This is a genomic window from Campylobacter sp. RM12654 (assembly GCF_020137585.1).
GTDB lineage: Bacteria > Campylobacterota > Campylobacteria > Campylobacterales > Campylobacteraceae > Campylobacter_E.
In genome coordinates this window covers 84,391-111,214 of sequence record NZ_JACGAR010000002.1, presented here as the reverse complement: position 1 = coordinate 111,214, position 26,824 = coordinate 84,391, and the positions used below count along the sequence as shown (strand labels likewise).

General features: G+C 28.9%; 29 protein-coding genes and 4 tRNA genes. 19 read left to right on the top strand and 14 right to left on the bottom strand.

Annotated features, from left to right (window positions below; translation table 11 throughout):
• Positions 1-3: 3 nt before the first annotated feature.
• Genes AVBRAN12654_RS01300 through AVBRAN12654_RS01270 form a run of 7 tightly spaced genes read right to left on the bottom strand, consistent with a single transcriptional unit; the run spans position 4 to position 4,527 of the window.
• A complete protein-coding gene (locus AVBRAN12654_RS01300) occupies positions 4-390 on the bottom strand; it encodes a hypothetical protein (protein WP_214120624.1) in 387 nt (128 codons plus the stop codon).
• Positions 390-968 carry a 6-pyruvoyl trahydropterin synthase family protein gene (locus tag AVBRAN12654_RS01295; RefSeq protein ID WP_336607879.1) on the bottom strand — a complete coding sequence of 193 codons (579 nt, stop codon included), beginning with the start codon at positions 966-968 and terminating at the stop codon, positions 390-392. The genes AVBRAN12654_RS01300 and AVBRAN12654_RS01295 overlap by 1 nt, the downstream gene beginning before the upstream one ends.
• A complete protein-coding gene (locus AVBRAN12654_RS01290) occupies positions 965-1,696 on the bottom strand; it encodes a 7-carboxy-7-deazaguanine synthase QueE (protein WP_336613780.1) in 732 nt (243 codons plus the stop codon). The genes AVBRAN12654_RS01295 and AVBRAN12654_RS01290 overlap by 4 nt, the downstream gene beginning before the upstream one ends.
• A complete protein-coding gene (gene moaA, locus AVBRAN12654_RS01285) occupies positions 1,696-2,664 on the bottom strand; it encodes a GTP 3',8-cyclase MoaA (protein WP_214149883.1) in 969 nt (322 codons plus the stop codon). The genes AVBRAN12654_RS01290 and moaA overlap by 1 nt, the downstream gene beginning before the upstream one ends.
• A gap of 9 nt (positions 2,665-2,673) precedes the next feature.
• A complete protein-coding gene (locus AVBRAN12654_RS01280) occupies positions 2,674-3,186 on the bottom strand; it encodes a helix-turn-helix domain-containing protein (RefSeq protein WP_214116919.1) in 513 nt (170 codons plus the stop codon).
• Positions 3,176-3,664 carry a hypothetical protein gene (locus AVBRAN12654_RS01275; protein WP_214116920.1) on the bottom strand — a complete coding sequence of 163 codons (489 nt, stop codon included), beginning with the start codon at positions 3,662-3,664 and terminating at the stop codon, positions 3,176-3,178. The genes AVBRAN12654_RS01280 and AVBRAN12654_RS01275 overlap by 11 nt, the downstream gene beginning before the upstream one ends.
• On the bottom strand, positions 3,664-4,527 hold the full coding sequence (locus AVBRAN12654_RS01270; RefSeq protein ID WP_214120270.1) for a UbiA-like polyprenyltransferase: 864 nt from the start codon (positions 4,525-4,527) through the stop codon (positions 3,664-3,666). The genes AVBRAN12654_RS01275 and AVBRAN12654_RS01270 overlap by 1 nt, the downstream gene beginning before the upstream one ends.
• A 56-nt stretch (positions 4,528-4,583) precedes the next feature.
• On the opposite strand from AVBRAN12654_RS01270, the gene miaA reads away from it, so the two are divergent.
• On the top strand, positions 4,584-5,453 hold the full coding sequence (gene miaA, locus AVBRAN12654_RS01265) for a tRNA (adenosine(37)-N6)-dimethylallyltransferase MiaA (protein ID WP_214120269.1): 870 nt from the start codon (positions 4,584-4,586) through the stop codon (positions 5,451-5,453).
• Between the two features lie 51 nt (positions 5,454-5,504).
• Here the strand turns inward: miaA and dnaJ are convergent, their stop codons facing one another.
• Complete coding sequence (gene dnaJ, locus AVBRAN12654_RS01260; RefSeq protein WP_214120268.1) at positions 5,505-6,596, bottom strand: molecular chaperone DnaJ; 1,092 nt, start codon at positions 6,594-6,596, stop codon at positions 5,505-5,507.
• 78 nt (positions 6,597-6,674) lie between these two features.
• Between dnaJ and AVBRAN12654_RS01255 the strand changes: the two genes are divergently transcribed.
• From AVBRAN12654_RS01255 to AVBRAN12654_RS01185, 15 genes are all read left to right on the top strand, one after another.
• Positions 6,675-7,346 (top strand): response regulator transcription factor, encoded by a 672-nt coding sequence (locus AVBRAN12654_RS01255; protein ID WP_214116928.1) that lies wholly within the window; start codon positions 6,675-6,677, stop codon positions 7,344-7,346.
• Positions 7,346-8,566 (top strand): ArsS family sensor histidine kinase, encoded by a 1,221-nt coding sequence (locus AVBRAN12654_RS01250; RefSeq protein WP_214116929.1) that lies wholly within the window; start codon positions 7,346-7,348, stop codon positions 8,564-8,566. The genes AVBRAN12654_RS01255 and AVBRAN12654_RS01250 overlap by 1 nt, the downstream gene beginning before the upstream one ends.
• Positions 8,563-9,126 (top strand): recombination protein RecR, encoded by a 564-nt coding sequence (locus AVBRAN12654_RS01245; RefSeq protein ID WP_214120267.1) that lies wholly within the window; start codon positions 8,563-8,565, stop codon positions 9,124-9,126. Before AVBRAN12654_RS01250 ends, AVBRAN12654_RS01245 begins: the two co-directional genes overlap by 4 nt.
• Entirely contained in the window at positions 9,116-9,778 is a 663-nt protein-coding gene (locus tag AVBRAN12654_RS01240; RefSeq protein WP_214116933.1) for a hypothetical protein, read from the top strand. The genes AVBRAN12654_RS01245 and AVBRAN12654_RS01240 overlap by 11 nt, the downstream gene beginning before the upstream one ends.
• The gene (gene dsbD / locus AVBRAN12654_RS01235) at positions 9,775-11,385 is read left to right on the top strand and encodes a protein-disulfide reductase DsbD (RefSeq protein WP_336613779.1); all 1,611 of its coding nucleotides are present in this window, start codon (positions 9,775-9,777) and stop codon (positions 11,383-11,385) included. Before AVBRAN12654_RS01240 ends, dsbD begins: the two co-directional genes overlap by 4 nt.
• Positions 11,386-11,439: 54 nt before the next feature.
• The gene (gene ndk / locus AVBRAN12654_RS01230; RefSeq protein WP_214116937.1) at positions 11,440-11,853 is read left to right on the top strand and encodes a nucleoside-diphosphate kinase; all 414 of its coding nucleotides are present in this window, start codon (positions 11,440-11,442) and stop codon (positions 11,851-11,853) included.
• A 1-nt stretch (position 11,854) separates the two neighbouring features.
• Complete coding sequence (locus tag AVBRAN12654_RS01225) at positions 11,855-12,205, top strand: hypothetical protein (RefSeq protein WP_214116939.1); 351 nt, start codon at positions 11,855-11,857, stop codon at positions 12,203-12,205.
• Positions 12,206-12,215: 10 nt separating this feature from the next.
• The gene (gene rpmF / locus AVBRAN12654_RS01220) at positions 12,216-12,362 is read left to right on the top strand and encodes a 50S ribosomal protein L32 (RefSeq protein WP_214116941.1); all 147 of its coding nucleotides are present in this window, start codon (positions 12,216-12,218) and stop codon (positions 12,360-12,362) included.
• 5 nt (positions 12,363-12,367) lie between these two features.
• Complete coding sequence (gene plsX, locus AVBRAN12654_RS01215) at positions 12,368-13,357, top strand: phosphate acyltransferase PlsX (RefSeq protein ID WP_239803064.1); 990 nt, start codon at positions 12,368-12,370, stop codon at positions 13,355-13,357.
• Complete coding sequence (locus tag AVBRAN12654_RS01210) at positions 13,335-14,321, top strand: beta-ketoacyl-ACP synthase III (protein ID WP_239803065.1); 987 nt, start codon at positions 13,335-13,337, stop codon at positions 14,319-14,321. Before plsX ends, AVBRAN12654_RS01210 begins: the two co-directional genes overlap by 23 nt.
• A gap of 234 nt (positions 14,322-14,555) precedes the next feature.
• Positions 14,556-14,631: transfer RNA gene (locus tag AVBRAN12654_RS01205), tRNA-Lys, on the top strand.
• 20 nt (positions 14,632-14,651) lie between these two features.
• Positions 14,652-14,727: transfer RNA gene (locus AVBRAN12654_RS01200), tRNA-Glu, on the top strand.
• Position 14,728: 1 nt separating this feature from the next.
• Positions 14,729-14,804 (top strand) — tRNA-Val (locus AVBRAN12654_RS01195).
• A gap of 16 nt (positions 14,805-14,820) precedes the next feature.
• Positions 14,821-14,897 (top strand) — tRNA-Asp (locus AVBRAN12654_RS01190).
• Positions 14,898-15,197: 300 nt separating this feature from the next.
• Complete coding sequence (locus AVBRAN12654_RS01185; RefSeq protein WP_336613778.1) at positions 15,198-15,635, top strand: PH domain-containing protein; 438 nt, start codon at positions 15,198-15,200, stop codon at positions 15,633-15,635.
• 22 nt (positions 15,636-15,657) lie between these two features.
• Here the strand turns inward: AVBRAN12654_RS01185 and AVBRAN12654_RS01180 are convergent, their stop codons facing one another.
• From AVBRAN12654_RS01180 to AVBRAN12654_RS01155, 6 genes are all read right to left on the bottom strand, one after another.
• A complete protein-coding gene (locus tag AVBRAN12654_RS01180; protein WP_336613777.1) occupies positions 15,658-19,032 on the bottom strand; it encodes an autotransporter outer membrane beta-barrel domain-containing protein in 3,375 nt (1,124 codons plus the stop codon).
• A 647-nt stretch (positions 19,033-19,679) separates the two neighbouring features.
• Entirely contained in the window at positions 19,680-20,072 is a 393-nt protein-coding gene (locus AVBRAN12654_RS01175; RefSeq protein WP_214116980.1) for an NfeD family protein, read from the bottom strand.
• Positions 20,069-20,971: an SPFH domain-containing protein gene (locus AVBRAN12654_RS01170; protein ID WP_214116983.1), complete on the bottom strand. Its 903-nt coding sequence runs from the start codon at positions 20,969-20,971 to the stop codon at positions 20,069-20,071. The genes AVBRAN12654_RS01175 and AVBRAN12654_RS01170 overlap by 4 nt, the downstream gene beginning before the upstream one ends.
• Before the next feature lie 15 nt (positions 20,972-20,986).
• On the bottom strand, positions 20,987-21,562 hold the full coding sequence (gene fdh3B, locus AVBRAN12654_RS01165; protein ID WP_214116984.1) for a formate dehydrogenase FDH3 subunit beta: 576 nt from the start codon (positions 21,560-21,562) through the stop codon (positions 20,987-20,989).
• Positions 21,563-21,564: 2 nt separating this feature from the next.
• Positions 21,565-24,417: a formate dehydrogenase subunit alpha gene (locus AVBRAN12654_RS01160; RefSeq protein WP_214116987.1), complete on the bottom strand. Its 2,853-nt coding sequence runs from the start codon at positions 24,415-24,417 to the stop codon at positions 21,565-21,567.
• 18 nt (positions 24,418-24,435) lie between these two features.
• Complete coding sequence (locus tag AVBRAN12654_RS01155) at positions 24,436-24,633, bottom strand: twin-arginine translocation signal domain-containing protein (RefSeq protein WP_336613776.1); 198 nt, start codon at positions 24,631-24,633, stop codon at positions 24,436-24,438.
• A gap of 127 nt (positions 24,634-24,760) precedes the next feature.
• On the opposite strand from AVBRAN12654_RS01155, the gene coaE reads away from it, so the two are divergent.
• From coaE to AVBRAN12654_RS01140, 3 genes are read left to right on the top strand one after another with little or no spacing between them, the layout of a single operon-like run.
• The gene (coaE, locus tag AVBRAN12654_RS01150; RefSeq protein ID WP_336613775.1) at positions 24,761-25,393 is read left to right on the top strand and encodes a dephospho-CoA kinase; all 633 of its coding nucleotides are present in this window, start codon (positions 24,761-24,763) and stop codon (positions 25,391-25,393) included.
• Positions 25,380-26,129, top strand: a complete 750-nt coding sequence (gene dapF, locus AVBRAN12654_RS01145; protein ID WP_336612346.1) for a diaminopimelate epimerase — start codon at positions 25,380-25,382, stop codon at positions 26,127-26,129. The genes coaE and dapF overlap by 14 nt, the downstream gene beginning before the upstream one ends.
• A 44-nt stretch (positions 26,130-26,173) precedes the next feature.
• On the top strand, positions 26,174-26,824 hold the full coding sequence (locus AVBRAN12654_RS01140; RefSeq protein WP_442862309.1) for a dUTP diphosphatase: 651 nt from the start codon (positions 26,174-26,176) through the stop codon (positions 26,822-26,824).

Sequence of the window (26,824 nt, the reverse complement as noted above, 5' to 3'; positions counted from 1 at the left end):
CGATTAAAATAATAAAGAATTTGTAACACCGGCAAATATGATTAAAAATATTTTTAAAATCTCAAAAGCAATACTGAATAATTTAAAATTAAAGCTTTTTTTTGCTTTTTTTATCTTATTAAAAATTACAAGCTGTCTAATGCTAAGATAAAAAATCAAAATCCAACTTAAAAATAAAAAAATCTTAAAATTAAAAAATGCCTTAGTAGCTTCAATAAACATACCACTTAATAATACCAAAACTAAGGCTATAATTTGTATTGGACTAATAATTGAAATTCTTGAAATAAATTTATTAATATCCTTACAACATTGAGAAATAAACAAATAAGAAAATTCTAAAGCTACCAAGCAATACACGAAAAACATATGAATGCCAATAATACTCATTAAACTTCCTTTGGATTTATAAAAATCTCATTATTTTTAATTTTTTCAAATAAATTTATATCACTAAAATCTTCTAAAATCGCCTTAGAAAAAGTTATTTCATTTAAATTAATTATAGGCTCATCATTATAAAAAGCATCATCATATTCACATTCAGCCCAGCCTGTTCTAGTCTCATTTAGTCTGATTTTATCTACTCTTACATTCTCATCATTGTGCATTTTTGAATTTTGTAAAATCTTAGAAATTAATATAAAAAACACTATGCTAAGATTTTCTGCACTGATATTACAAGGTAGCTCAACCCACCTAGCTGAATGCTTTTTAATATCATTTACATACTCTAAATCATCGTATTTATAAACACAAGTGCTATGGTCAAACGCATCTATTATTTGCTTAATATTTCCCTTTAAAAGCCCGAAATCATAAACCATTCCCGCTTTATCAAGAGTATTTGCATATAAAATTAATTCTAATTTATAAGAATGTCCGTGAATGCTAGTTTTACATCTTTTTGAACTACAAAACCTAACTATATGAGCATTTTCAAACTCAAATAATTTACCTATTCTCATACACCCTCCAAATCATCATAAATTCTAATATGTATCCTATCTGTATAATTAAAACCATTTTTAATAGCAAATTCTAAAACGCTCTTAGCATTCGCTCTTAATTCATCATTCGTAGCACCTTTTGGCATTAGATAAAAATTAGCGTCTTTATAAGCATTTCTTAATTCAAATAATTCTTGATTATCTTCTAAATCCGCTTTATCTAAAACGATTTTAAAAAACGCTTGTTTTGATAGCTTTAAAATTGAATTAATTGCTTCATAATTTATTCTTTTTTCCTTTGGCATTTTGCTATTTGCAAGTTTTACTCCCATTGCAAAATAACAATTTTTATAAAAATCGTATTCTTTTAAACAAATACTAGCATTAGTCTCAAACTGCACTAAATATTCATTTTTTACCAAATACTCTAAAAGCTCTATAAATTTAGGATTTTCTTGATGAATTAAAGGCTCTCCACCAGTAATTACTATCATAGGTTTATAGCTAAATGAGTTTAATTTATTGATTATATTTTCTAATTTAAATTCCTTATACTCATCGCTAAACTCATTAGTATAAACAGCTCTTAAAGTATCGCAACCAACTAATGTTTTATTATTTTTGCTCTTAACAACTCCAAATCCATAGCAAGAGAAATTGCACCCCGCAAAACGGATAAAATAAGCAAGTCTTCCTGCAAATATCCCTTCACCTTGAATACTTAAAAATTCTTCAACTAATTTCATCATCCACCCGTTTGTGAAAACGACCTAGCAGAGCTTTTATTATCTTCTTCGCTCCATTTATTTTTCTCAGGTTTGTTTTCTAAAACCGTATTTAAAATCTCTAAAGCCTTATTAATATCTTTATTTCTTAAAGCCTTTTTAATACTCATAGCTTCATCAAAATAAAGGCAAGGTATCAAAAATCCTTCCGCACTAAGTCTTAAACGATTGCAGCTATCACAAAAATCGTGCTTGTGTGGATTAATCACACCAAATACATAATCTAACTCATCAATTTTATATAAACTAGCAGGAGAATTTGGCTCTTTCTCAAGTGCATTTATGCTAAATCTTTGCTTGATTTTATCTAGTATTTCAGCTTCTCTTAATCCACATAATTGTCCGTAAGCGTGTTCGTTTTCCATAAATTCAATAAATCTTATTTGAATATTTTTTTCTTTGCAAAACATAATCAAATCAATTAATTCATCTTCATTAATACCCTTTAAAGGAACGCAATTAATCTTTACTTTTAACCCTACTTTTAAGGCTTCTTCTATACCTTCTAAAACTTCTTTTAAAATATCTTTTTGAGAGATTAATTTTGCTCTTTGTGGCACTAAAGTATCAAGAGATACATTTATTCTTACAAGTCCTGCTGCTTTTAATTTTGCCGCTTGTTCTTTTAATAAAAATCCATTAGTTGTAAGTGCTAAATCCAAATCGCTCTTATAATCAATTAGCATTTTTATGAATTTATCTAAATCAGCTCTTACAAGTGGTTCTCCACCAGTTAAACGGATTTTATCTACACCCTTATCCATACATAATTTTGCAAATAAAAATAATTCTTCATAGCTTAATAAATTTTCTTTAGGAACCCAATTAAAAGGAACTTTTGGCATACAATAAAGACAACGGAAATTACATCTTTGAGTAAGTGAAATTCTTAAATAATTTATCCTTCTTCCATACGAATCAATTAACATTTTTAGTCCTTATAAGCTTTTTAAAATAATATTAATTGCTTGTGGGCTTTTGTTTAGAAGTAATGCTATTTCTTCTACGCTTTTACCATCTCCAAAAAGTTTTAAAATCTGCATTCTTTCAGCGTCTTCATTAGGACTTAGCCTAGTGATTGGCTCGTTTGCAAGTTCTAAATTTGCAATTCTACTATCTTGGTTTTTTGTAACTTCTTGAATACTTTCTTGAATAATACCTAAATCACTATTTAGCTCATTAATTCTTTCATCAATAATTGAATGTATTAAAAACTCACAATTTTGCATAATATTATCATTAAAATCATTTTGTTTAGCGTTATTTATCTCTGCTAGTTTTAATTTTTCTACATCTTTTTCAAGTCTATGAATAGATTTATAATTCTCATCAATAGCCTTTAAAACCCCATCTAATTTATCATTTAAATCTCTAAAACTAAGTCTTACATAAACAAATAATAAAACTATAAAAATTATAAATACAATATAAATTAATAAATCAATCCCCATTTTTTTCCTTTTTAATATTAATTAAATTCCTTTGAATATCAGCTACAAATAAATTAAGCCCTTCTGTATCATATCTTTTAATTTGAGTGATTTTAAAAGTATGCTCATCAATTGCACTAACAAAACAAGATATAGTTCTATCAACTAAAACAAGCCTTGCATAATATGTTTGATTAGGTTTTAAACTATCTTCAACACGAATATATTCATAATTTATTGAATTTGAATAGGTGCTATTATCTAATTTTATAAATTCATCTTTTTTAAGATTTTTAATTTCTAATAAATCTTTTTTAATATCACAAAGCATTTCAAAAAACAATTTATCTTCAGGATACATATCCATTTTACTAGCTCTGTGCCTATAATCTTGTAAAGATTTATGATAATTAATAGCATTATATTCTTGTAAAAATCTATCTTCTAATTCCTCACATTCTTGATAATCAATTCTAAATCTTGCTTCATACATAATCATTAGCTAACCTTTAAATCTATTATAAAAAATATCAAAAACACTATGCTAACAATAGCGTTTATATCAAAAAAAGCTCTTTCTATTTTTTCTGTATTTTTTCTCACTATAAAATGCTCTATTATTAATAAAATTCCTACGATTATCAATCCTAAAAATCCATAAAATCCAGCATTTACACTAACTAAAAAAACAAACCAAAACAAAAATGCAATCAAATGAAAAATCGCAGCTATAAATAAAGTAGCCGTTTTACCAAAACAAGATGGTATAGAAAATAAATTATTTGCTTTATCAAATTCTAAATCTTGCAAAGCATACAAGCAATCAAACCCAGCAGTCCAAAAACAAACCGCAAAACATAAAGCAATAGAATAAGCACTAATAGAATTTGTAAGCACAATTTCACCTGCTACACAAGCAAATCCTAAAGATAAGCCTAAAATAATATGAGCTAAATAAGAAAATCTCTTAAATAAAGAATAAGAACCAAGTAAAGCTAAGGCAAAAAAGCTAAGATAAAAGCAAGTAGTATTTATAAAATACGCTAAAAGCACGAAAATTACAGCATTTGCGATTATAAATAAAAGCAAATTCCCACGCCCTACTCTACCATCTACACTAGGACGATTTTTTGTCCTTTCGTTTAATATATCAATATCAGCATCAAGTAATCTATTAAGTGCCATTGCGTAATTTCTAGCACAAACAGCACAAAAAATAGCTAAGATAAAATTAAGCCAAATTGATGATAAACTTAATTCATATAATTTTATAGCGCTAAGCATTGAAATAATTAAGAAAGGTAAAGCAAAAATACTATGCTTAAATACGATTAATTCTAAAATGTTTTTTAATTTATTCATAACTCTTCCGTTTTTAATCTAGTTTATAATATTTTAATTAAGATTTAAGGATAAAGATGAAAAAAATTGCTCTCATAGGAACAACTGCAAGTGGCAAAACAAACCTAGCTCATAAACTTGCTAAAGCTTCAAATTCTATAATTTTAAGCCTTGATAGTTTATGTCTTTATAAAGAATTAAATATTATAAATGCCAAGCCAGATAATCAAATGCTAGAAGAGATTAAATACTTTGGAATAAATCTAATTAGCGTAAATGAAAATTATAATGTAGGGCTTTATTTTGATGAGTACAAAAAGGCTTTAGAATTTGCAAAAAATAATGAAAAAAATCTAATCATAACAGGCGGAAGTGGATTTTATCTAAAAGCAATGCTTGATGGATTAAGCCCTAAAATTAATGATATTAATCATAATTTAAGCCTTGATGAAATCTATAATCTAATGCTAAAAATTGATAAAAACTCAAACATATCAGCAAATGATACTTATAGGCTAAATAAATGGTATAGCATTTATAAAAGTACAAATGAAATTCCTAGCCTTTGGCTAAAAGCAAATACTCAAGAAGCGCTTATTAAAGAGCTTAAAATATACGATATTTTATGGGATAAAGATATTTTAAACGAAAGAATTAGACTAAGGACCAAACAAATGCTTAGCTTAAATGCTTATGATGAAGTTATAAATTTATATAAGATTTATGGCGATACAAAAGCATTAAACTCTATTGGAGCTAAAGAAATAATTGATTGTTTTAATCAAAAAATATCTAAAGATGAATTAGAAGATTTAATCACAATTCACACAAGACAACTAGCAAAAAGACAAAGAACTTTTAATAAAAAATTTAATGCAAAAGTTTTTAATATAAAAAGCGAAGAAGATTTGCAAAACGCATATGAAAGTATTTTAAGCTCACTTTAATAAAAATATTTTTAATTCAAATTCTAAAAAGAATTTGAATTAAAATAAAAATTATTTAAACCAAGATTTAATAGTATCAAATATCCCGTGTTGTTGCTCTTTAGCATCATTTTTGATACCAAAACTCTCATTTAATTTTTCTAATAATTCTTTTTGTTCTGCATTTATATGTTTTGGATACATAATACTAAGTTGGACAAATTGATCCCCTGTTCTTCTTGTATGATGGTTTTTAACACCTTCGCCACTAATTTTTACAAGTTGTTTATCGCTTAAGCCAAATGGAATTTGAATACTAGCTTCTCCTCTAATAGTAGGCACAATGATGGTAGAACCTAAAGCTGCTTGGGTAAATAATATTGGAACATCTATATAAATATCATCACCTTTTCTAATAAACCTATCATCTCTTGCTACACGAAGTTTTATATACAAATCAGAACGCTCATTAGAATTAATCTCATTTCCTTTATTAGAGCATTTTAAAGTTACTCCGTTATCAACTCCTTCAGGAATAGTTACTTCTAATTCTTCTTTTTTATTTTCTTTTCCACTACCTTGACAAGATGAACATTTATCTTTTACTACTTTACCTTTACCGCCACACACATCACAAGTGCTAACCATTTGGAAAAAGCCTTTTCTAATAGCTATTTTGCCCTTGCCATTACATCTTGAGCAAGTAGTTGTAGTTTTACTTGCCGAGCCTGTTCCATCACACTTAATACAATTTGCTTTATAAGAATAATTAACTTTCTTTTTACAACCAAAAATAGCTTCTTTAAAACCTAATTCAAGAGTAATAAATAAATCTTCATCAATTTCTTCATCATCACTATCGCCAAAGCCACCAAAAATATCACTAAAAATATCACTAAAATTTGAAAATCCTTCAAATCCAAAGCCACCAGCACCTGAACCACCATTAAGACCAGCTTCGCCGTATCTATCATATCTAGCTCTTTTAGTGTCATCACTTAAGGTTTCATAAGCTACATTGATTTCTTTAAACTTTTCTTCAGCATCTTTATCGCCTTGATTTCTATCAGGATGATATTTCAATGCCAATTTTCTATAAGCTTTTTTAATTTCTTCAGAACTAGCATTTTTACTAACTCCTAGAATTTCATAAAAGTCACGCATCTTTTTCCTTTTGCAATTTATCATTTATAAATTAATTATTGTTAGAATGGAAAGACTTTAATAAATAAAGGTGAAAAAATGATTAATGTAATTATGATTGAAGACGAAGTGGAATTCGCTGAGTTGATTACAGAGTTTTTAGCAAGGTTTAACATAAAAGTTACAAATTACAGCACTCCTGCTGAAGGTTTAACTGCTAACTTTAGTAATTATGATTGTCTAATTTTAGACTTAACTCTACCTGGAATGGATGGATTAGAAGTATGCAAGGAAATTCGCAAGAAATATGATATTCCTATTATCATTTCAAGTGCTAGAGGGGATACAAGTGATAAGGTTTTAGGACTTGGATTAGGGGCTGATGATTATTTACCAAAACCTTATGAGCCAACTGAATTGCAAGCAAGGGTATCATCACTTGTTAGAAGATACAAAAAAAGCTTACTACCACCTGAAGAAGAAGTAAGCACATTATTCAAAGTTGAGCATGAAAAACATGAAATTTACTATGATAAAAAACCACTAAGCTTAACACCGGCTGAATATGATATATTAAGTTATCTAGTGAAAAGACATAGCTATTCAGTATCAAGAGATGAGCTAGCTAATAGCTGTAGGTCATTAAGAGAAAAAGATAGCAAAAGCTTAGATGTAATTATAGGAAGATTAAGAAGTAAGATAGGCGATAGTTCAAAAGACCCTAAACATATATTCTCTGTTCGTGGTATTGGTTATAAGCTTCTTGGCTAATGCTGTTACACTCTATTCTTAGTAAGCTAATAGCAGTTTTTGCTATTAGCATTATACTTACTATTACAGCTATTATACAAATAACTCAATACTCCAATAAGGCTTTAAGAGCTGAAAGTATAAGTAGGCTTTATTTTGCAATATTAGCTATTAATAAATTGTATGCTAGTGGTGCTGGTGTAGAAATTGATAAATACTTACAAGATATTGATTTTCAAGAAATTACAGATAAGCGTTTTATGCGTGAGCTTTGCACAAGCAATGATAAGCCAATAGACCATAAAACTAATTTTGGACTAATTCAAGGAATTGTTTATAAAGACAAATATTATTTAAAACTCATAAATCAAAAAAATAATTCATTAAAAGTTTATGAAAACACCCACAATAATAATATAAATGATGGTTTAATTAAATTATTAATATCATTAATTATTATGATGTTTTTTGCTTCTTTAATATATTGTTATAATTTAATTCAACCATTAAAGGGTCTTACAAGACATATTAGGGATTTATCAAACGGAAAAAATAGCAATTTTTCTTATTATAAAAATGATGAAATAGGATTATTAACTAAAGAATTTAATAAAGCTACTAAAAAAAATAATGAATTAGTATTGGCAAGAAGATTTTTTTTAAGAGCAATTATGCACGAGTTAAAAACACCTATTGCTAAAGGAATGTTTGCGGCAACTATGCCAGAAAGCGAAAAAAATAAAAAAATCTTAATAAGTGTATTTAAAGGTATGAATGCTTTAGTAAATGAATTTAAGCAAGTAGAAGAAATATTATCTAAAAACCATGAAGTAGTCTTAAAAGAATATTCGTATTCATATTTATTAGAGCAATCAATCAGTGCTTTATATTTAGATAATTTACAAATTATTGATGTAAAAATGAACGAAGATAGAACAATAATAGTAGATGGAGCTTTGTTTATAATATTAATTAAAAATCTATTAGATAATGCTATTAAATACTCAAGCAACCATAAGTGTATAATTGAATTTCAAAAAGACTATATTAATGTAAAAAACATAGGAGAAGAAAAAGACTTTAATACAGAAGAGTATTTTAAACCATTTGCAAGGGGTAATGCAGAGCAAAGTGGATTTGGATTAGGACTTTATTTAATAAAATATATTTGTGATACTCAAGGATTTGAGCTTAAATATTTTTACGATGATGGCTATCATAACTTTAGGATTATATTGTGATACATTTTGATAATTTATGCAAAAGCATAGGAAAAATTCAAGGAATTGGCAAAAAAACTTCTTTAAAAATGGCTTATTATTTGTGTTATGAAAATAAAAATTTATTAGAAGAACTAATGAATTCTTTAGAAAATGCTAAAAAAAATATAAAAGAATGTTCTATTTGTGGTTGCTTAAGTGAAAATGAACTTTGTGATTATTGCATAAATGATGAATTAGATAATACAATTTGCTTAGTAGAAAGCCCAAAAGATGTATTTTTTATAGATGAATGTAAAGTATATGAAGGTAGATATTTTATACTTTCAAAAACCAATGAATACTATTTAAAAAAATTAGAAAAAATGATTTGCAAATACAATACAATAGAACTGGTTTTAGCCTACACACCAAGCGTTAGCACGGATACGGTGTGCTTTTATTTAGAAGATTATTTTAAACACTACAATGTAAAAGTAAGCAAAATCGCTCAAGGCGTTCCAAATGGTATTAAAATTCAAGATATTGATATTCACTCTTTAAGTAGTGCAATTTTAAATAGGGTAAGTATTGATGGGTAAAAAAACTATTATATTATTTTCATTATTAGCCTGTATTAGCGTAATATTAAATAGCATAGATGTTTATATTACACTTGATAAAAACTATCAACTAAAAGACAATGAAGGCACTAAAAATATCATCGCAAAACAAGCAAAAGCAATAGTAGATAAAATAGATAATTATGCAAAAAATCTTCCAAATTCTTTAAATTATAAAGAAAAAATTAATCTAATCAAAAAAGAAATTAATACGATTAATTTTGATAATTATCAAGAAAAAGCCTATGCTTTTAATGAGTTAGGATTTTATATAGCTCATTATTCTAAGGACTATGAGCATCAAAATATTTTTTTAGAAAAAGACACAAATAATAAATTTTATATAAAAGAACTGCTAGCAAAAATAAAAGATGAAGGATATACGAAAGCTAATATTTTTTGGACTAACTACTCAATAAGACATATAATAACTTATATCAAAAAAGATAAAAATTTAAATGTATATTATGGTTGCACTATTGATTTAGATAAAATTAAAAACTTTAAAAAAATAAAGGCAAGTTATAACGATAAAGAAAAAATACTAATTATTTTTAGCACATTATTTATTATTTTTACAATCATATGTTTTACTCTTATACAATATAAAAAAACAAGGAAAAAACAATGAAATTTATTATAAATATTTTAATATTTTGCGTATTAGCAATTGCAAATCCACTACCACCAAATGAAGCATTTAAATTCCAACTTGAAAATAATTCTCAAGCAAATTTTATAAAACTTAATCTAAATCCTGATATTTATTTATATAAAAACGAAATAAAAGTCTTATTAAACAACGAAAATATCACAAATAAATTTGACTTAAGCAATGCGGTATTAAAGGATAATGTTGAAGTCTTTTACAATACTTTAGAATTTGATTTCCCAAATTTTACATTAAAAAATAATGACAATATTAAAATTTTTTATTTAGGTTGTTCTACTGAAGGATTATGTTATCAACCACTTGTAGCGTCTTTTAATTATCAAAATGATAAATTGGTTTTAGAATACGATAACAAAGAAGCTTTAAAACTAAAAAAAGAAAAACAATCTACACAAAACGAATATGAAAGCAAGCTTTTAAATTCTTCATTTTTAATAAGTATTTTAACTTTTTTTGTATCAGGAATATTATTATCTTTAACACCTTGCACCCTACCAATGATACCTATAATATCTAGTATTTTGGCAAAAAGTAGTGGTAAAAATCCAATAATTTCAAGCATTATTTATGTATTAGGAATGGCTATTAGCTATACAATAGCAGGAATAATAGCAGCTTTAGTAGGAAGTGGAGTTCAAGTATTTTTTCAAAATCCAATTGTAATCATTCTATTTTCTTTAATTTTTATAATTTTATCATTATCAATGTTTGGCTTATTTGAACTAAAAATGCCTAACTTCATTGTAAATAGCGTAAATAAAAAAAGCTCAAAATATAGTGGAATTATCGGAGTATTTTTAATGGGGGTCTTAAGTGCTTTAATAGTAGGACCTTGTGTAGCTGCACCACTTGCTGGAATTTTAATTTATGTAGCAAATAGCAATGATGTATTACTTGGAGCTTTTTCATTATTTTTTATGAGTATAGGTATGGGAATTCCACTAATAGCAATTGGTTTTGGTTTTAAATTTATAACTGGTTCTTGGATGCAATATGTTAATAAATTTTTTGGATTTATTTTATTAGGAATAGCAATATTTTTCTTAGAAAGAATAATAAATGAGAATATTACAAATGTCTTATATGCCTTACTTGGTATTAGTTTTGTAGTATTTTTTGGCTTATTTGAAAATACTAAAAATAAATTCTTTTTATTTTTTAAAATTATTTTAGTTTTAATATTAGCTTATAGTTTTATATTATTAAACAAAACTTTTAATCCAAGTAATAATATTTCTCAACAGAATTTAGAATTCACACAAGCAAAAGAAAAATTAAATCTAAGTTCAAAAAATATTGTATATTTTACTGCTAGTTGGTGTGAGAACTGCAAAGTTATGCAAAATACTACTTTTAAAGATAAAGAAGTTATAAATGAGTTGAAAAATTACAATTTAATCAAAATAGATTTAACTAACCCAAACCAATTTGAGCAAGAAATGGCAGAGACTTATAAGGTTTTTGGACCACCAGTTTTACTTGTTTTAAACGATAAAGGCGAAGTGCTAAAACAAATAATAGGATTAGTTGATGCAAAAACTTTATTAAAAGAACTTAATTTTTAAAGCTTAAATTAATTTATTTTTGTATAATATGAGCTTTTATTTTAAGGAGATTTAATGCAAAGAACTTTATCAATCATTAAACCTGACGCTGTTAAGAAAGGTGTTATAGGTCAAATTTTAAGTCGTTTTGAAGCAAATGGCTTAAGAATTGCAGCTATTAAAAAGCTTTATTTAACAAAAGAACAAGCAGGAGAATTTTACGCAGTTCATAAAGAAAGACCATTTTATAAAGATTTAGTTGAATTTATGACTAGTGGTCCTGTTGTAGTATCTGTTTTAGAAGGCGAAAATGCAGTTGCTAAAAATCGTGAATTAATGGGAGCAACTAATCCAAAAGAAGCAGCTAAGGGAACAATAAGAGCTGATTTTGCTGAAAGTATTGACGCAAACGCAGTGCATGGTAGTGATAGTTTAGAAAATGCTAAAATAGAAATAGAGTTTTTCTTTAATAAACTTGAAATAAATTAAAATGAAAATTGCTTTTAGTAAAATTAATTCGGTAAAATACCCTTTTAAGTTAGATTTTGATAATTTAATATTAGAAGGCTTTTTAAAGAGAAAAGATAATAAAATAGTTACACTAGACGCAATTTTAGTAGGCAATGTAATTCATTATTGTGATAGTTGTGCTGCTGAAATTGAGATTGAAATTAATGAAAAAATTAATTTAGATTTGAGCGATGGTGTATTTAAAGATGAAGAAAACGAATTAAGCGACACTATGGAATTTTATGATGGTGAAATAGACTTAATTGAAGTATTAAAAAGCGAATTAGCTTTATATTTAAGCGATTATTTTTATTGTCAAAAATGTAAATAAGGAGAATAACATGGCAGTTCCAAAGAGAAGAGTTAGTAAAACAAGAGCAGCAAAAAGACGCACTCATTACAAAATTGAGCTAGTAAGACCAATTAAAGATAAAGATGGTAGTTGGAAATTACCTCATAGAATTAATCCAACAACTGGCGAATATTAATACCTATGATAAAAGTTGCTGTTGATGCTATGGGTGGAGATTTTTCTTTCCCCCCAATAATTAGTGGAGTTATAAAAGCGTTAAAAGAAAAAGATAATTTTAGCGTTATTCTAGTTGGGGATGAAGAAAAAATAAAAAGTCAAATTCCATCAGAATTATCAAATAGAGTTGAATTTGTTCATACCACCGATGTTTTTGATATGGATGAAAATTCTACAGATGTTTTAAAACGCAAAGACAGCAGTATTTATAAAGCAGTTGAATTAGTAAGAAACCACGAAGCAAATGCAGTTGTTTCGGCTGGGCATAGTGGTGCTACAATGAGCCTTGCAACCCTTAGAATAGGTAGAGTAAAAGGTGTTTTAAGACCTGCTATCGCAACTTTAATGCCTACTTTTAACGGCAGGGTTTTGGTATTAGATGTAGGTGCTAATGTTGATTGCGAAGAAGAAAATTTATTACAATTTGCAATAATGGGCGAAGCTTATGCAAAAGAAGTAATGAATATAAAAAATCCTAAAATTGCACTACTTTCAAACGGAGAAGAAGATTGCAAAGGAAACAAACTTACAAAAGACACACATAAATTATTAAGAGAACATTTAAGCAATTTTATAGGCAATGTTGAAGGCGGACATATATTTGCCGGAGAATGTGATGTAGTAGTTTGCGATGGATTTACTGGAAATATATTATTAAAAACTGCAGAAGGTGCTGTAGGCATTTTTGCTAAGTTGTTAAAAAATGAGATTAAAAAATCATCATTGTCAAAACTTGGTTATATGCTTAGCAAAGGTGCATTTAATGCTTTAAAACAGCATTTAGACTACGACCAATATGGTGGAGCTCCATTATTAGGAATTGATGGATGTGCTATCATTAGCCACGGAAAAAGCAATGAAGAAGCTATAAAAAATGCAATTTTTCAAGCTTTAAAATTTGCTAATTCAAATGTAAATAAAGTGATTGAAGATGAAATTAAAAGCTTGCATTAAAAGTATTGCTTCGTATTTACCAGAAAAAACACTAACAAATAAAGATTTTGAAAGTTTTTTAGATACAAGTGATGAATGGATATTAAAAAGAACAGGAATTAAGCAAAGATATATTGCTAGTGAAACTGAAAATACTAGCGATTTAGCATATAAAGCAGCTATAAAAGCTATACAAAGAGCTAAAATTCAAACTAATGAGATAGATTTAATAATAGTAGCTACATTAAGTCCTGATTATTTTACTATGCCATCAACTGCAGTAGTTGTAGCAAATAAACTTGGATTAAAAGGTGTAAGTGCATTTGATATAAGTGCTGCTTGTTCGGGATTTATTTATATGCTTGAGCTTGCTCGTTCTATGGTTGAAAGTGGTGCTAAAAAAAATGTATTAATAATAGGAGCTGAAAAAATATCTTCTGTTCTTGATTATACAGATAGAACTACTTGTGTTTTATTTGGAGATGGCGCTGGAGCTTGCGTTGTAAGTGCAAGTGAAGGTAAAGGAATTATAGATATTCATACAGGAAGCGATGGAGAATTTAAAGATTTATTATGCACTAAGCGTTCAAATCAAACAAAACAATTAGAGCCTATTAAACTTGAAATGAAAGGCAATGAAGTATTTAAGGTAGCTGTTAAAACATTATCAGATGATGTGTCGTATTTATTAGATAAAAACAAACTTAAAACAAGTGATATAGATTTATTTATACCACATCAAGCAAATCTTAGAATTATCTCTTATGTTCAAGAAAAACTTGGCTTAAGTGATGAGCAGTGTGTTGTATGTGTTGATAAATTTGGTAATACTTCAGCTGCGTCAATTCCAATAGCTATCAATGAAGCTTACGAACAAGGTCGTTTAACAAATGGCAAATTAATGCTTTTAGACGCATTTGGCGGCGGATTTACTTGGGGTAGTGCTTTAGCTTATTTTGATGGAATTGATTATAAGAATTTATAAATTTCAAATCATATTACTATTTATAAAAGAATTTAATTAAGTATATTTTTGTTATAAAATCTTGAAAGTATATTTATTTAACTTATTAATTAAAATTTTTGCAATATTTTTATAAACTTGATTATTCAAATCTTCTTTATTTTCAAGAGATTTAATATAAATATTATAAATTATTTTAATATTAATTTTAATTTAAGTTTTAAAATGTATAATCCAAACTTATTTTTATTTTAAGTCTTGTTAGCTCAGCAGGTAGAGCATCTCACTTTTAATGAGGGGGCCGCTGGTTCGAATCCAGCACAGGACACCATTTTTTTGATCCAGGTTTGAGACCCTTTCGTCTAGTGGCTCAGGACGCCATTCTCTCCGTTTGGAAACGAGAGTTCAAATCTTTCAAGGGTCGCCATGGTCGCTTAGCTCAGTTGGTAGAGCGCCACCCTTACAAGGTGGATGTCATAAGTTCGAGTCTTATAGCGACCACCATTCATTAAATTCGGTTGCGGCGGTAGTTCAGCTGGTTAGAATATCGGCCTGTCACGCCGGAGGTCGCGGGTTCGAGCCCCGTCCGCCGCGCCATTTAATTTCACTTAAGATAAATCAATTTTCCCAAGTTTTTTAATAGGTCAAATTAATTTTTGTATGAATATTTTCTAACTCAATAATAACTACAAATATTTTAAAAATACATTACTAAAAGCAACAATAAAATATACTTATAAAAACCCAAATTCAAATTATTATAAAACTTTTAAAAATATTAAAATTATTAATTCAAATTCTTTATAAATTTAAACACAAAATATATTTATCATTTAAGCTAGAATTAAAAATGGGGGGGGGTATAATACTTTTTTTAATTTTTTAAAAGGAGTTTTTATGTCTTATGTAGAACAAGTTTTAGGTGCAGATGAAAGCGTTGTTTTAAAAGCCAAAGTTAGTGTTTTTGCTTTTATAGGTGATTTATTTGCTATTTTAATTTTAGCAATTTTAAGTATTGCTATTCATCCTTTTATTGCTATATTTATCATCTTTCTTTTACTTCGTATGTTCGTTATCATTACAACAACAGAACTTGCTTTAACAAATAGAAAAGTTATAGCTAAATTTGGCTTTATTAGAAGAGATACAATAGAGCTAAGATTAGAAAAAATAGAAAGTATCAGAGTTGGTCAAGGAATTCTTGGTAGGATTTTTAATTTTGGCACAATATTTATAAATGGTGCTGGTTCTTCTGCACCTGTTCCTTTTATTGGAGAACCAATAAAATTCAAAAAAAGTGTAGATGAATATATAGAAAATAAATTATCAAAATAAGCCCTATTTCTAGGGCTATTTTTTAAAACGAATATCTTAAAGTTCCGTTTATATTGTAGTTTGTATTATATTTTCCACTAAATGATTTTTCAGCATCTAAGCTAAACTTAGTATTTTTACCTAAGTTAAAATTAGCTCCTACACTTGCAAATCCACGACTATCTTTAAAGCCTTTTTCAACTCTTGTAGTTGTGCCATCGCTTAAAGTTATAGTAGGAGTATTATTTAAATCAAACGCCCCACCAACACTAGCTCTTAAACCAAAAGTATCATTAATATTTGCACCAGCACTTAAAGCAACTTTTGCTGCTCCCATAAATTTACCTTCGCTTTTTAAAGTAACTTTATCATTACCCTTTAAATTAGCCATAGGAACATAGCCAAGGATTAATTCAGCACTAGGCTCAAGATAAAAATCACTTCCCATTCTATATCCAGCCTCAACGCTACCTAAAAATCCACTTCCGCTATCTTTTAAATCGCCTAACCAAACATTATCTTTAAATGTTGATTTATGATGAGTATATCTTGCAGTTGCATCAATAAATAAGCCATCATTACCAACTAAGCTAACATAAGCACCAATGCCGTGATTTTTCACCTTAGAATTACTTGAATTACTTGTGCTTTGACCTATATTTGCCATTACACCTGAATATAATTCTCCATAATTTGTGCTAGTTTGCTTATCTGCACCAAATTGCACTTCATAGTATTTTATTTTAGCACTATCAATCTTACCTTCGCCACCAAAACTTCTAATCCAAATTCCAGCATTTTTGCCATCATTATTTCTTAGTTCGCCCATTCTTTTGTTTAGATTGTTCCATTCACTAACATAAGAATAATAAGTCTGATTTAGCATATTTTTTGCATCTGTTAAAGCCTTAGTATTAGCACCTTTTAAAGTAAGTTCAATCTCATTACCATTAATGTTAGACCCTACTTTAATAGCTTCTTCAATTGCTGCGTTTTTAATATCTGTTTGCGCTTCTTCAATTGCTTTATCAAGGCTAGTTTCACTTGCTACAATCTTGCTTGTATCATTTGCAACTTTATTAGCATTTGCCATTACCTCATCACTTGCAGTTCCTTTTGCAACTTCATTTGCTTGTTGAGCAATTGCACCTACACTTGAGTTTGCATTATCTAAGATACTCTTATCAGCACCACTTTTGCTATCAGCACTAAAATTATCACTTGTCTTACTAGCATCAGCCCTACTTGCAGCCGCATTAACAGGATTTGCTACAACTGAATAATAAATATAATCCTCATCTCCTTGCTTTAATGTCCCGCTTAAGATATTTTTCTTATCTAATGAATATACACTTAGACCATCATAAACTCCGATTTTTGTAACGAAGTCTTCTGCTGTTGCATTTCCATTTCCAATCTTTAATAAAGCTAGTGGAAGATTTGCTAGATTAGTTGCATCAGCTTTGCCATTATTTACACTTAAACCAAGTAATCCTATTTCATTTGCCTTACCACTTGTGCTATTTCTTGCAATCATTGTGCCTAAGAATGTATTGTTTGTGCCACCCATAATAAATGTATTATTACTTGCATTTAAATCATTTGCTAAAATTCTACCTGTAATCTTAGAATTATTCACATTTAATTTATCAGCTTTCATATCGCCAAATACAATAGCGTTATTTAAATTAATGCTTGAATCTTTTGAGATAGGGTCTTTATAAAAATTCGCAGCACTAACTTGATTTGCCAATACACCAGTAGTTAAATCATCGCTAATATCAGCATTACCTATAACTTGAGCTTTGATAGCTGAACTATTGATATTTATATCTTTTGCTTGTAAAAGAGTTGTATTAGCACTCTTATCTAATTTATAAGCACTCTCTATACCTGTTAAGCTTAGATTATTTGAAGCTGCGATATTAGCGTCATAGCTAATCTCTCCGTGATACACTCTAGCTTCTTTATCTAGCCTTTCTACATCTTCAACGATACCACTTAAGCTTAGATTTTTAGCCTTAACATCTTTATCAAATGATGAACTAACAGCATTGATTGAGCCGTAGCTTGTAACTCTTTCTCTAAATAAAGCTTTATTAGCATTTACATTAAACTCTGCGTCTTTTAGATTTGTTCCGTGTGTAAGCTTATTTATAACTGCATTTTTAAGAGTAATTGTTTTAGAACTTGTAGCTTTATCGTTTGCTATGATATTATCTGCATAAGTATTTGTTAGGCTTATATTTCCATCATTTACATTGATATTTGCAAATCTTGACATTGTATTAATTGCATCATCATTGTCAATATAAGAAAATGCAGGATTATACTCTTGATTGCCGTTTTTATCTTTTACTCTTTCGCCACTTTCATCTCTTTTTTCTTCTAATAAATTTCCTAAAGCTTTTAAATCGCCCTTAGCAATATTTACATCACTTGTAAAACTTGAGTTATTAGCATTTAAATTACCTTCTGTAATATAAACACCGCCTGTATTTTCAAAACTACTAACAATAGTATTTATATCGCCTTTAGTAACTTTTACAACCCCATCTCCACTCATTTCAAAACCAGTTGTATCAATACCACCATTAGCTATCAAATCTCCAGTTTCCATCTCTTCACTATCTACATATTTTAAAGCATCTTTATAAAATGTAGTGCTATCAATATCATGAGAATTTGAAGTTGCTGCTTTAATAAGTGGTAAGAACTTTTCTTCATTATTCATTATCTCATCAAGTCTCTTCATATCTTCAGCACTTGCTATTTTTTCGCTATTTAAAAGAGTTGAGAAATGCTTATTCGCTAATTCTTTTTGATGAGCTCCACTTATGAATTTTCCATCAGTTTCTACATTACCATTTATTTTTGTTCCATAAATTTCTATATCACCTTTACTCTTAACTCCCTTTTTAATGTCCGAAAGGATAAATCTAGCTTTGCCGTTTTGATTATCAATCGCACCTTGAAAAGTTGTGTTAAAGCCATAGAATGAATTATTTGCACTTGCTTTAGTATTTGCTGTAACTTTACCTTTTACAATAGAAGTTTCAAATTTAACTAAATTAGAGCTTGTTATATCTCCACCATATAAATCACTTGTTTGTTCGCCATGTTGGATACTAGGCTCTCTTGCTATGTATGGTTTATCATTTCCAACTGGTGTTCCCATTACATATAAATCTTTAGCACTTACGCTACCATTTACATCAGCTTCAAGTAAAATTACATCTCCATTGCCACTAATAGCTACACCACTGCTACTTTCAATAGCACCTTCATCTAAAACAAATAAATCATTATTCTCAATTGTAGTTCCTACAGATTTAATTTCTATATTTGATACATGCAAACCACTATTGTTTGTAATTTTTTTACCTTCTGCAAGATCTATTTGAATTCCATCAATCAAACCATTGATTTTGTAGTTTTTATTGGTATTTAAAAGTTTTTTAAAAAAACCTACTTTCTCTTCTGTAAATTCTGGGTCAATTAAAGCACGATTAAAATCAACTAGGCTTTTATTATTTGTAAAACTACCTTTTAAAATGTGTTCTTTATGAACGCCACCACCTTCATGGTCTAATAAAAACGCTCCATTATTTACAATATCACCTGTAATTGTTTTAAGACCTATATCTTCTTGAAAAGTTGCTTTTCCGTAGTTTTTAATAGTAATATTTTCAGCAATATCACTTGTAATTTTGTAGTAGTCTTTCTCAGCTTCTGCGTGAGTAGCTTTGTTTAACTCTAAAGCGTTTAAGCTAGTGCTAAGAATTAATGCACTTGCAACTAATGAGAGCTTAAATACCCCCCCCCCGTAATGTGTCTAGCCATGACATCTCCTTAAAAAAATAATTTTGCCTAAGCAAGTCGTGATGATAATTTATATAAATTAAATATAACTTAAATTATGTTTGATTATAAAAAATAATCAAACATAGAATTTCAATTTGCATTATTATGTAATTTATGTAGCATTTATGGTTTAAGTTATGTAATATTATTGTTTGTGGTTGTATTTTATAAATTAAAAAATATTATTGAAAGTTATAAAAATTAATCTTGTTTGATTTTTACTTTATTATTATGGATTTTTTCAATTTTTACAATTTCACCTTCTTTTAAGGTTAAATTATCAGTTGTTTGCCAAAATGAGCCTTTATAATAAATCATACCATTTTTAACAACGCCTTCGCCTTGAGTATTTAAAAAATCATCGTCATAATTCTCTACTTTTTTAGTTTTAACAAAAAATTTAAAAATTATAAGTAAAACAAGAGATATAACAGCAATTAATATTATTTGTAATTCTAAATCTAATGGCTTTATTAAATTAATTGCACCGACAATAATAAATCCTATAGCAAAAAATATTATATAAAAACTACCGACTAATAATTCTAAAATTCCTAAAAATATTCCTATACAAAGTAAATATAGGCTACTCATTTTTTGCCTACAAATTCTTTTAATACACTTAAAGCTCCTATTAATTCAGTGCTTTCATAAGGAACTAATATTTTATCTTTATTTTCACTTTTTGCTAAAGCTAAAAATGCTTCTACTCTGCCTTTAGCTAATAAAAATTCAGCTGCATTAATGTTTTGTGCCATTGCTTCATTTATGTTATTCATAGCTTCTTTTTGACCTTGAGCTAATGCAATTTGTTCGTATTTTTTAGCATCAGCCATTCTTTCTATTGCTTCAGCGTTTAAAACTTGCTCTTGCTTTAATGCTTCAGCGTTTTTTATAAGTGCTACTTTTTGTGCTTCAGCATTTAATTCTATAGCTCTTTTTTCTCTTTCAGCTTTCATTTGCAAATTCATTGCTTCTTCTATGCCACTAGGAACTGAAATTTCAGAAATTTCCACTCTCATAATTTTTACACCCCAGTTATCAGCAGCATCTCCAAGTGCAATTTGTAAAGCACTATTTAAACTATCACGACTACTTAAAGTATCATCAAGATACATACCACCAATCTCGCCCCTAAGAGTTGTCATAGCTAAATTTGATATAGCTTTTTTATAATTTTCAACATTATAAAATGCCATTTTTCCATTTGTTACTTTTAGAAAAACTATCCCATCAACTAAAATATTTACATTATCTTTTGTAATAACTTGTTGTTTTTCTATATCTATTAGTTGCTCTTTAATAGTAATTATTGATTTAACCATATCAATAAAAGGAAAGATTAAATGAAATCCTCCGCTTAATTCTTTGTGAAATTTACCTAATCGCTCAACTATTACAATATCGCTTTGCGATACTATAATTATAGACTTTATTAAAATGACTATTATTAAAGCTAGTAAAACTCCAACAAAAATTAAAAATTCCATCATCTCTCCTAATTTCAATTAAATAAACATATTACTTAAATTAACATTTGCATTTTTAGTTAAAACACGCTTTCTATATACATTAGAAACTTCGCTCTCATCTCCAACTAAAAGTGCATTTGTAGCACATACAGCAGCACAAATAGGCACTCTTCCTTCGCTTATGCGGTTTTGTCCGTAAAGCTCTCTTTCTTCATCACTATTTGTCTCTTCAGGACCTCCTGCACACATTGTACATTTATCCATTTCGCCTTTAATTCCAAATGCTCCATCTCTTGGAAATTGTGGAGCACCAAATGGACAAGCATATAAGCAATAACCACAACCAATACATTCTTTTTTATCGTGTAATACGATACCATCTTCACGAATATAAAAGCATTTAACAGGGCAAACTTGAGCACAAGGTGCATCAGTGCAATGCTGACATGCTATTGTCATTGATACTTCTTTGCCTTCAATACCATCATTTAAAGTAATTACTTTTCTTCTTTTAATACCAACAGGAACTTCATGTCCGCTTGAACACGCAACTTGACAAGCAAAACAACCAATACAACGATTTTTATCAACAAAAAACTTCATTCTAGCCATTTTTATGCCCTTTCTATCTTGCAAAGTCCAGCGTTAAATTCGCTAATTTGTGTATTTGGATCAAAACCATAGTTTGTAACCGTATTTGACATTTCGCCTATTGTATAAGGTTTAGTGCCTTCTGGATAGTTATGACTTAAATCAACTCCTTGTAAAACACCAGCGAAGTTGTAAGGTAAGCAAATTCTATCTGGAGTTACACTTCTATTGTGAATACATTTTACTTTAATCTTAGTTCCTTGCGGGCTATGTATCCACATCATTTCTCCATCGCCAATATTGTGTTGCATTGCAAGCTCTGGATGAACATTAGCAAACATTTCAGGTGTAATATCAGCTAAATACTTACTAGTTCTCTCAAGCATACCAGCACCACTTAGATTTACTAAACGCATTGAGCTAATGATAATAGGAAAATCCTTGCTCCAGTCTTGTTTTTGTTGCTCGCTCTTAAACATTGTAGTAACACGGAAATTTGGAGTTGTTTGGTCGTCAAATGTTGGATATTTTTGCACCAAATCCCATCTTGGTGAATGCACTGGCTCTCTATGTTTTGGAATTTGGTCGCTAAATTCCCAAACTATAGTTCTAGCTCTTGCATTTCCTAAGCAACAAGCACTTTTTTCACGGCATTTTTCTAATATAATTCCTGAAATATCTGTGCTCCAAGAATTACCCATTAATTCTTTTTCTTCATCACTTAATGTAATACCAAATACTTGCTCAATATTATCTTTTTTAATTTCAGGATAACCACCTTTAACCTTAGAACCAACAGGAGTGAATGAATTATCAGCTAACTGACTAACTCCATTATGCTCAAGTCCAAATCTATTTCTAAAGCCCATTCCACCTTTTTCATAAGGCACATTTGGGTTCCATAAAATAGCAGTTCCAGGGTGTTTTGCATCCCACACAGGCCAAGGTAAGCCATAATATTCGCCTTTTACATCTCCACCAATACCCATTAAAGTATCAGGGTCAAAATTAGCCCAATTTGCTTGATGTTTTCTTAAACGCTCTGCACTAATACCACGAAGACCAATTGATAATAAACCATTACTCATTTCTCTTGTAGCATCATCAGGCCATTTTGCATCAACATCATCAGGAATTACCTGAACTAATTTATGATTTTGAAGTTCAAGTTTCATACCACGAGTATATTCTGTATAAAAGCCAAATTTCTTAGCAAACATAAACATAATCTCTTGGTCTTCTTTACTTTCATAAATTGGTTTTACTACTTGGCTTCTCCATTGCATAGAACGATTTGTAGCTGTTACATATCCTTCTGTTTCAAATTGAGTTGAAGCAGGAAGTATATAAATTCCATCAGGGCGGTCTGCTAAAACTGCAACTTCATTTACAAATGGTTCAGCAACTACTATTAAATCAAGTTTTTTAAGTGCTTCTTGAATTTTAACAGTGTGAGCCATAGAAGTAATTCCAGTTCCTTGAACCCAAAGAACTCTAACAGGAGCATTTGAATGAGTTGTATCTGTGCCATAAGGAACTACGCCTTTAACACCTTGCCACCAGCGAGATAAACTAAAGCCTTTTTCGTGCATCCATTTTTTGCCACCATTTGCACTATCATCTACGAAGCGTTTTTGCATATCTTCATAGCTAACTCCCCAAAAATTGCAAAAATGTTTCCAAGCACCTTCTGCTAAGCCATAATAAGCAGGAAGTGTGTCTGCTAAACATCCCATATCTGTTGCACCTTGAACATTATCGTGACCACGAATAATATTAGTTCCACCACCAGGTTTTCCAATATTTCCTAACACTAATTGTAAAATAGCTAAAATACGAGTATTTGAACTACCAACTGAATGTTGAGTAATACCTAATGACCAAAATAGTGTAGCAGGTTTTGTAGTCGCAAATAATTTTGTAACTTGAATTAGAATTTCTTCACTACATCCGCAAATATCAGCAACTTCGCTAGGAGTATATTTTTTAGCTTCTTCACGAATTAAATCAACTCCATAAGACCTATTTTTGATTATTTCTTTGTCTTCCCAACCATTTTCAAAAATAAGATTTAACATTCCATATACAAATGCAATGTCAGTTCCTGGACGAATTCTTACATAAATATCAGCATGAGCTGCACTTCTTGTAAAAATAGGGTCAACTACGATTAAAGGAGCATTATTTCTATCTTTAGCTTGTAAAATATGCTTAAATCCAATAGGGTTTGCAACTGCTGAGTTTGCACCAAACATAATCATACATTTTGTATTACCTACAACATCACCAAAGTGATTTGTCATAGCGCCATATCCCCAAGTATTAGCCACACCGGCTACTGTTGCGCTGTGTCAAATTCTAGCTACGTGATCTATTGAGTTTGTTCCCCAAAATGCAGCAAATTTTCTAAAATAATATGCTTGTTGATTGTTAAACTTAGCTGAACCTAAAAACATTACGCTATCAGGACCGCTTTCTTTTCTAATATCTAGCATTTTATCGCCGATTTCATTTACAGCTTGTTCCCAGCTAATTCTTTCCCATTTACCATTAACTCTTTTTAATGGGTATTTAACACGACATTTTGATTTGGTTAAATCAATTTGGTCAATTCCCTTACAGCAATGACTTCCAAGTGAAATTGGATGGTCTATTGCGTTATTTTGTCTAACCCAAACACCATTTACTACTTCAGCTTCTATACCACAACCAGCACTACAAATAGAGCAAACTGTGCGAACACTTTTACTACCTTCATAAGGCATTTTAACTTTTTCATCTGCCTTTAAGGTTGCGTTTGTCGCACCAAATGCGGTAGTGCTTGCACCTGCAACTGCTGCAAGTTTTAAAAAGCTTCTTCTACCTAAATTACGCATTTAAATCCTTTCTATAAATTAATATGCAATTTTATAAAATTTTTCCCAGTGAAGGGTCTTTGTATATAACACTTCTTTTTTCTTTGCACGACCAGATACTACACCAGAGCTATTATTTTCGCTACTTGTTGCTGCATTTAAACCTACGCTAGCAACAGCACAGGTAGCTCCAGCACTTAATGCTTTTTTAAGAAAAGCTCTTCTTTTGTTCTCCATGGCTGCCTCCTTACTAAAATTTTAAAAAGTAACCTAAATAATACATTATTGCCTTAAAATTAGGCTTAAGAAAATAAACAAAATTATCTAAAAAATAATATTATGATAATGATAAAAAGAGTCGGTTTTGATAAGAAAAATTAAGATAAAAAAACACCTATTTTTTAAAAATATTTATGTAATAACATCTAGCATTGCTTGTGGTAAATCTACATTTTTAAATATTGCTAAAGAAAATGAAATATTTTGCATTAGTGCTGATGAAATTTCTTCAAAAGTTTTTTGCTACAAATGGAAACAAATTCGTAAAAAATTAAATATTTCAAATTCCTATTTCAAATTCTTAAAAGAAAAAAAACAAGCAGTAGCAAATGTGATTTTTAATGACAAAACAGCTAAGAAAAAATTAGAAAAAATAATGCACTCAAAAATCAAAAAAGAAATTCTCAAAAAAATCAAACAAAATAAAAATAAAATAATTTTTGTAGAAATTCCCTTGTTTTTTGAAAATAACAATTATAATTTTTTGCTTAATAAAATTGTGATTTATTGCCCTTATGAATTATCTTTAACAAGACTTATGAATAGAAATAATTTAACAGAATTTGAAGCAAAACTAAGATTAAATTCTCAATTACATATAGACAAAAAAATAAAATTTGCAAGTTATTTAATCAAAAACGATGGTAATTTAGAAGATTTTAAAGATAACTCGCTAAAACTTATTCAAAAACTAAAGGAAAAACATGGAATTTCATAAATACTACGCAAATGGAAATGATTTTATTATTTTTCAAACTGATAATTTAGATGAAAATTATTTAAGTAAATTAGCCATAAAATTATGTAATAGACATAGTGGAATAGGTGCTGATGGGCTTATTGCAATCAAAAAAAATGATAAAGATTATGATTTTACTTGGGGATTTTACAATCAAGATGGCTCAAAAGCTAATATGTGTGGTAATGGTGCAAGAGCTGCGGCACATTTTGCTTATACTCAAGATTTGGCAAATAAAAATATGAGTTTTTTAACTGGTGCAGGGATTATTAAGGCGACAATTTTTGATGATGATTTTGTAGAAATTAGACTAACGAAAGCTAAGGTTATACACGAAAATTTAGTGGAATTTCAAAATGTATTTTGCCTAATTGATACAGGTGTGCCACACCTAGTAACTCTTGATGGAGTGCAAAACTACAACGAAGAAAATGCTAAATATTTAAGAGAAAAATATGATGCAAATGTAAATTACGCAACTTTTAAAGACGGGGTTTTGTATGTTAGAACTTATGAGCGTGGAGTTGGAGAAACTTTAGCTTGTGGAACTGGAATGAACGCTTGTTTTTATTATGCTAGAATGCTTAAATTAGTTGATGAAAAGGCTACTATTTATCCAAAAAGCAATGATATTTGCGAAGTGAGTTTTAAAGATGATTATTTATATTTTAAAGCACAAGTTAAAAAAATTTTTAGCACTACGCTTGATTGTTAAATAATTTTGCTAGTATTTTGATATTTTTTGATGTAGAAGGGATGATGAAATTACAATATACTAATGATATGTTAAGCTTACAACAAGCTTTAAATAACGCAACTTGCGGAATTGGTTGGGAAAAAGGTTATACAAAGGAAAATCACTTAATTGATTTTGCTCGTTGTATTTATATGGAATGTGCTGAACTCGTTGATTCTATGCCTTGGAAACATTGGAAAAGCATAGATGCTAGTTGGGATTTAGAAAATATTCAAATTGAATTAGTTGATATTTGGCATTTTATTTTAAGCCTTGCAATTATGCAAAATCAACAAAAAGAACTTATAAACACGATTTCAGAATTTAAATTCAATAAAACAAATAAAAATTTAAATGATATTTTAGAACTTTCAAGAGAATTAATTCACACAAGTAGTGCAAAAGAGCTAAACATAACGCAAATTACAGAAATATTTTTAAAGCTAATGTGTAGTTGTGAGTTAGAATTTACAAGACTTTATAAAATCTACATTGGTAAAAATGTCTTAAATAAATTCCGCCAAGATAACGGCTATAAAAATGGAACTTATAAAAAACTTTGGAATGGTAAAGAAGACAATGTAATCTTATATGAACTACTAGAGCAAAATGATATAAACTATGATAGTTTGTATAAAAATCTTAATGAAATTTATAAAAATTTAAAGGATTAA

Coding starts and splice junctions, on each gene's coding strand:
- rpmF (WP_214116941.1), top strand. CDS start 12,216: ATGGCAGTTCCAAAGAGAAGAGTTAGTAAAACAAGAGCAGCAAAAAGA.
- plsX (WP_239803064.1), top strand. CDS start 12,368: ATGATAAAAGTTGCTGTTGATGCTATGGGTGGAGATTTTTCTTTCCCC.
- dnaJ (WP_214120268.1), bottom strand. CDS start 6,596: ATGCGTGACTTTTATGAAATTCTAGGAGTTAGTAAAAATGCTAGTTCT.
- AVBRAN12654_RS01270 (WP_214120270.1), bottom strand. CDS start 4,527: ATGAATAAATTAAAAAACATTTTAGAATTAATCGTATTTAAGCATAGT.
- AVBRAN12654_RS01155 (WP_336613776.1), bottom strand. CDS start 24,633: ATGGAGAACAAAAGAAGAGCTTTTCTTAAAAAAGCATTAAGTGCTGGA.
- AVBRAN12654_RS01175 (WP_214116980.1), bottom strand. CDS start 20,072: ATGAGTAGCCTATATTTACTTTGTATAGGAATATTTTTAGGAATTTTA.
- ndk (WP_214116937.1), top strand. CDS start 11,440: ATGCAAAGAACTTTATCAATCATTAAACCTGACGCTGTTAAGAAAGGT.
- AVBRAN12654_RS01170 (WP_214116983.1), bottom strand. CDS start 20,971: ATGATGGAATTTTTAATTTTTGTTGGAGTTTTACTAGCTTTAATAATA.
- AVBRAN12654_RS01290 (WP_336613780.1), bottom strand. CDS start 1,696: ATGAAATTAGTTGAAGAATTTTTAAGTATTCAAGGTGAAGGGATATTT.
- AVBRAN12654_RS01225 (WP_214116939.1), top strand. CDS start 11,855: ATGAAAATTGCTTTTAGTAAAATTAATTCGGTAAAATACCCTTTTAAG.
- AVBRAN12654_RS01185 (WP_336613778.1), top strand. CDS start 15,198: ATGTCTTATGTAGAACAAGTTTTAGGTGCAGATGAAAGCGTTGTTTTA.
- dapF (WP_336612346.1), top strand. CDS start 25,380: ATGGAATTTCATAAATACTACGCAAATGGAAATGATTTTATTATTTTT.
- AVBRAN12654_RS01140 (WP_442862309.1), top strand. CDS start 26,174: ATGAAATTACAATATACTAATGATATGTTAAGCTTACAACAAGCTTTA.
- AVBRAN12654_RS01295 (WP_336607879.1), bottom strand. CDS start 968: ATGAGAATAGGTAAATTATTTGAGTTTGAAAATGCTCATATAGTTAGG.
- fdh3B (WP_214116984.1), bottom strand. CDS start 21,562: ATGGCTAGAATGAAGTTTTTTGTTGATAAAAATCGTTGTATTGGTTGT.
- dsbD (WP_336613779.1), top strand. CDS start 9,775: ATGAAATTTATTATAAATATTTTAATATTTTGCGTATTAGCAATTGCA.
- AVBRAN12654_RS01300 (WP_214120624.1), bottom strand. CDS start 390: ATGAGTATTATTGGCATTCATATGTTTTTCGTGTATTGCTTGGTAGCT.
- AVBRAN12654_RS01255 (WP_214116928.1), top strand. CDS start 6,675: ATGATTAATGTAATTATGATTGAAGACGAAGTGGAATTCGCTGAGTTG.
- AVBRAN12654_RS01275 (WP_214116920.1), bottom strand. CDS start 3,664: ATGATTATGTATGAAGCAAGATTTAGAATTGATTATCAAGAATGTGAG.
- AVBRAN12654_RS01280 (WP_214116919.1), bottom strand. CDS start 3,186: ATGGGGATTGATTTATTAATTTATATTGTATTTATAATTTTTATAGTT.
- miaA (WP_214120269.1), top strand. CDS start 4,584: ATGAAAAAAATTGCTCTCATAGGAACAACTGCAAGTGGCAAAACAAAC.
- moaA (WP_214149883.1), bottom strand. CDS start 2,664: ATGTTAATTGATTCGTATGGAAGAAGGATAAATTATTTAAGAATTTCA.
- AVBRAN12654_RS01250 (WP_214116929.1), top strand. CDS start 7,346: ATGCTGTTACACTCTATTCTTAGTAAGCTAATAGCAGTTTTTGCTATT.
- AVBRAN12654_RS01210 (WP_239803065.1), top strand. CDS start 13,335: ATGAAATTAAAAGCTTGCATTAAAAGTATTGCTTCGTATTTACCAGAA.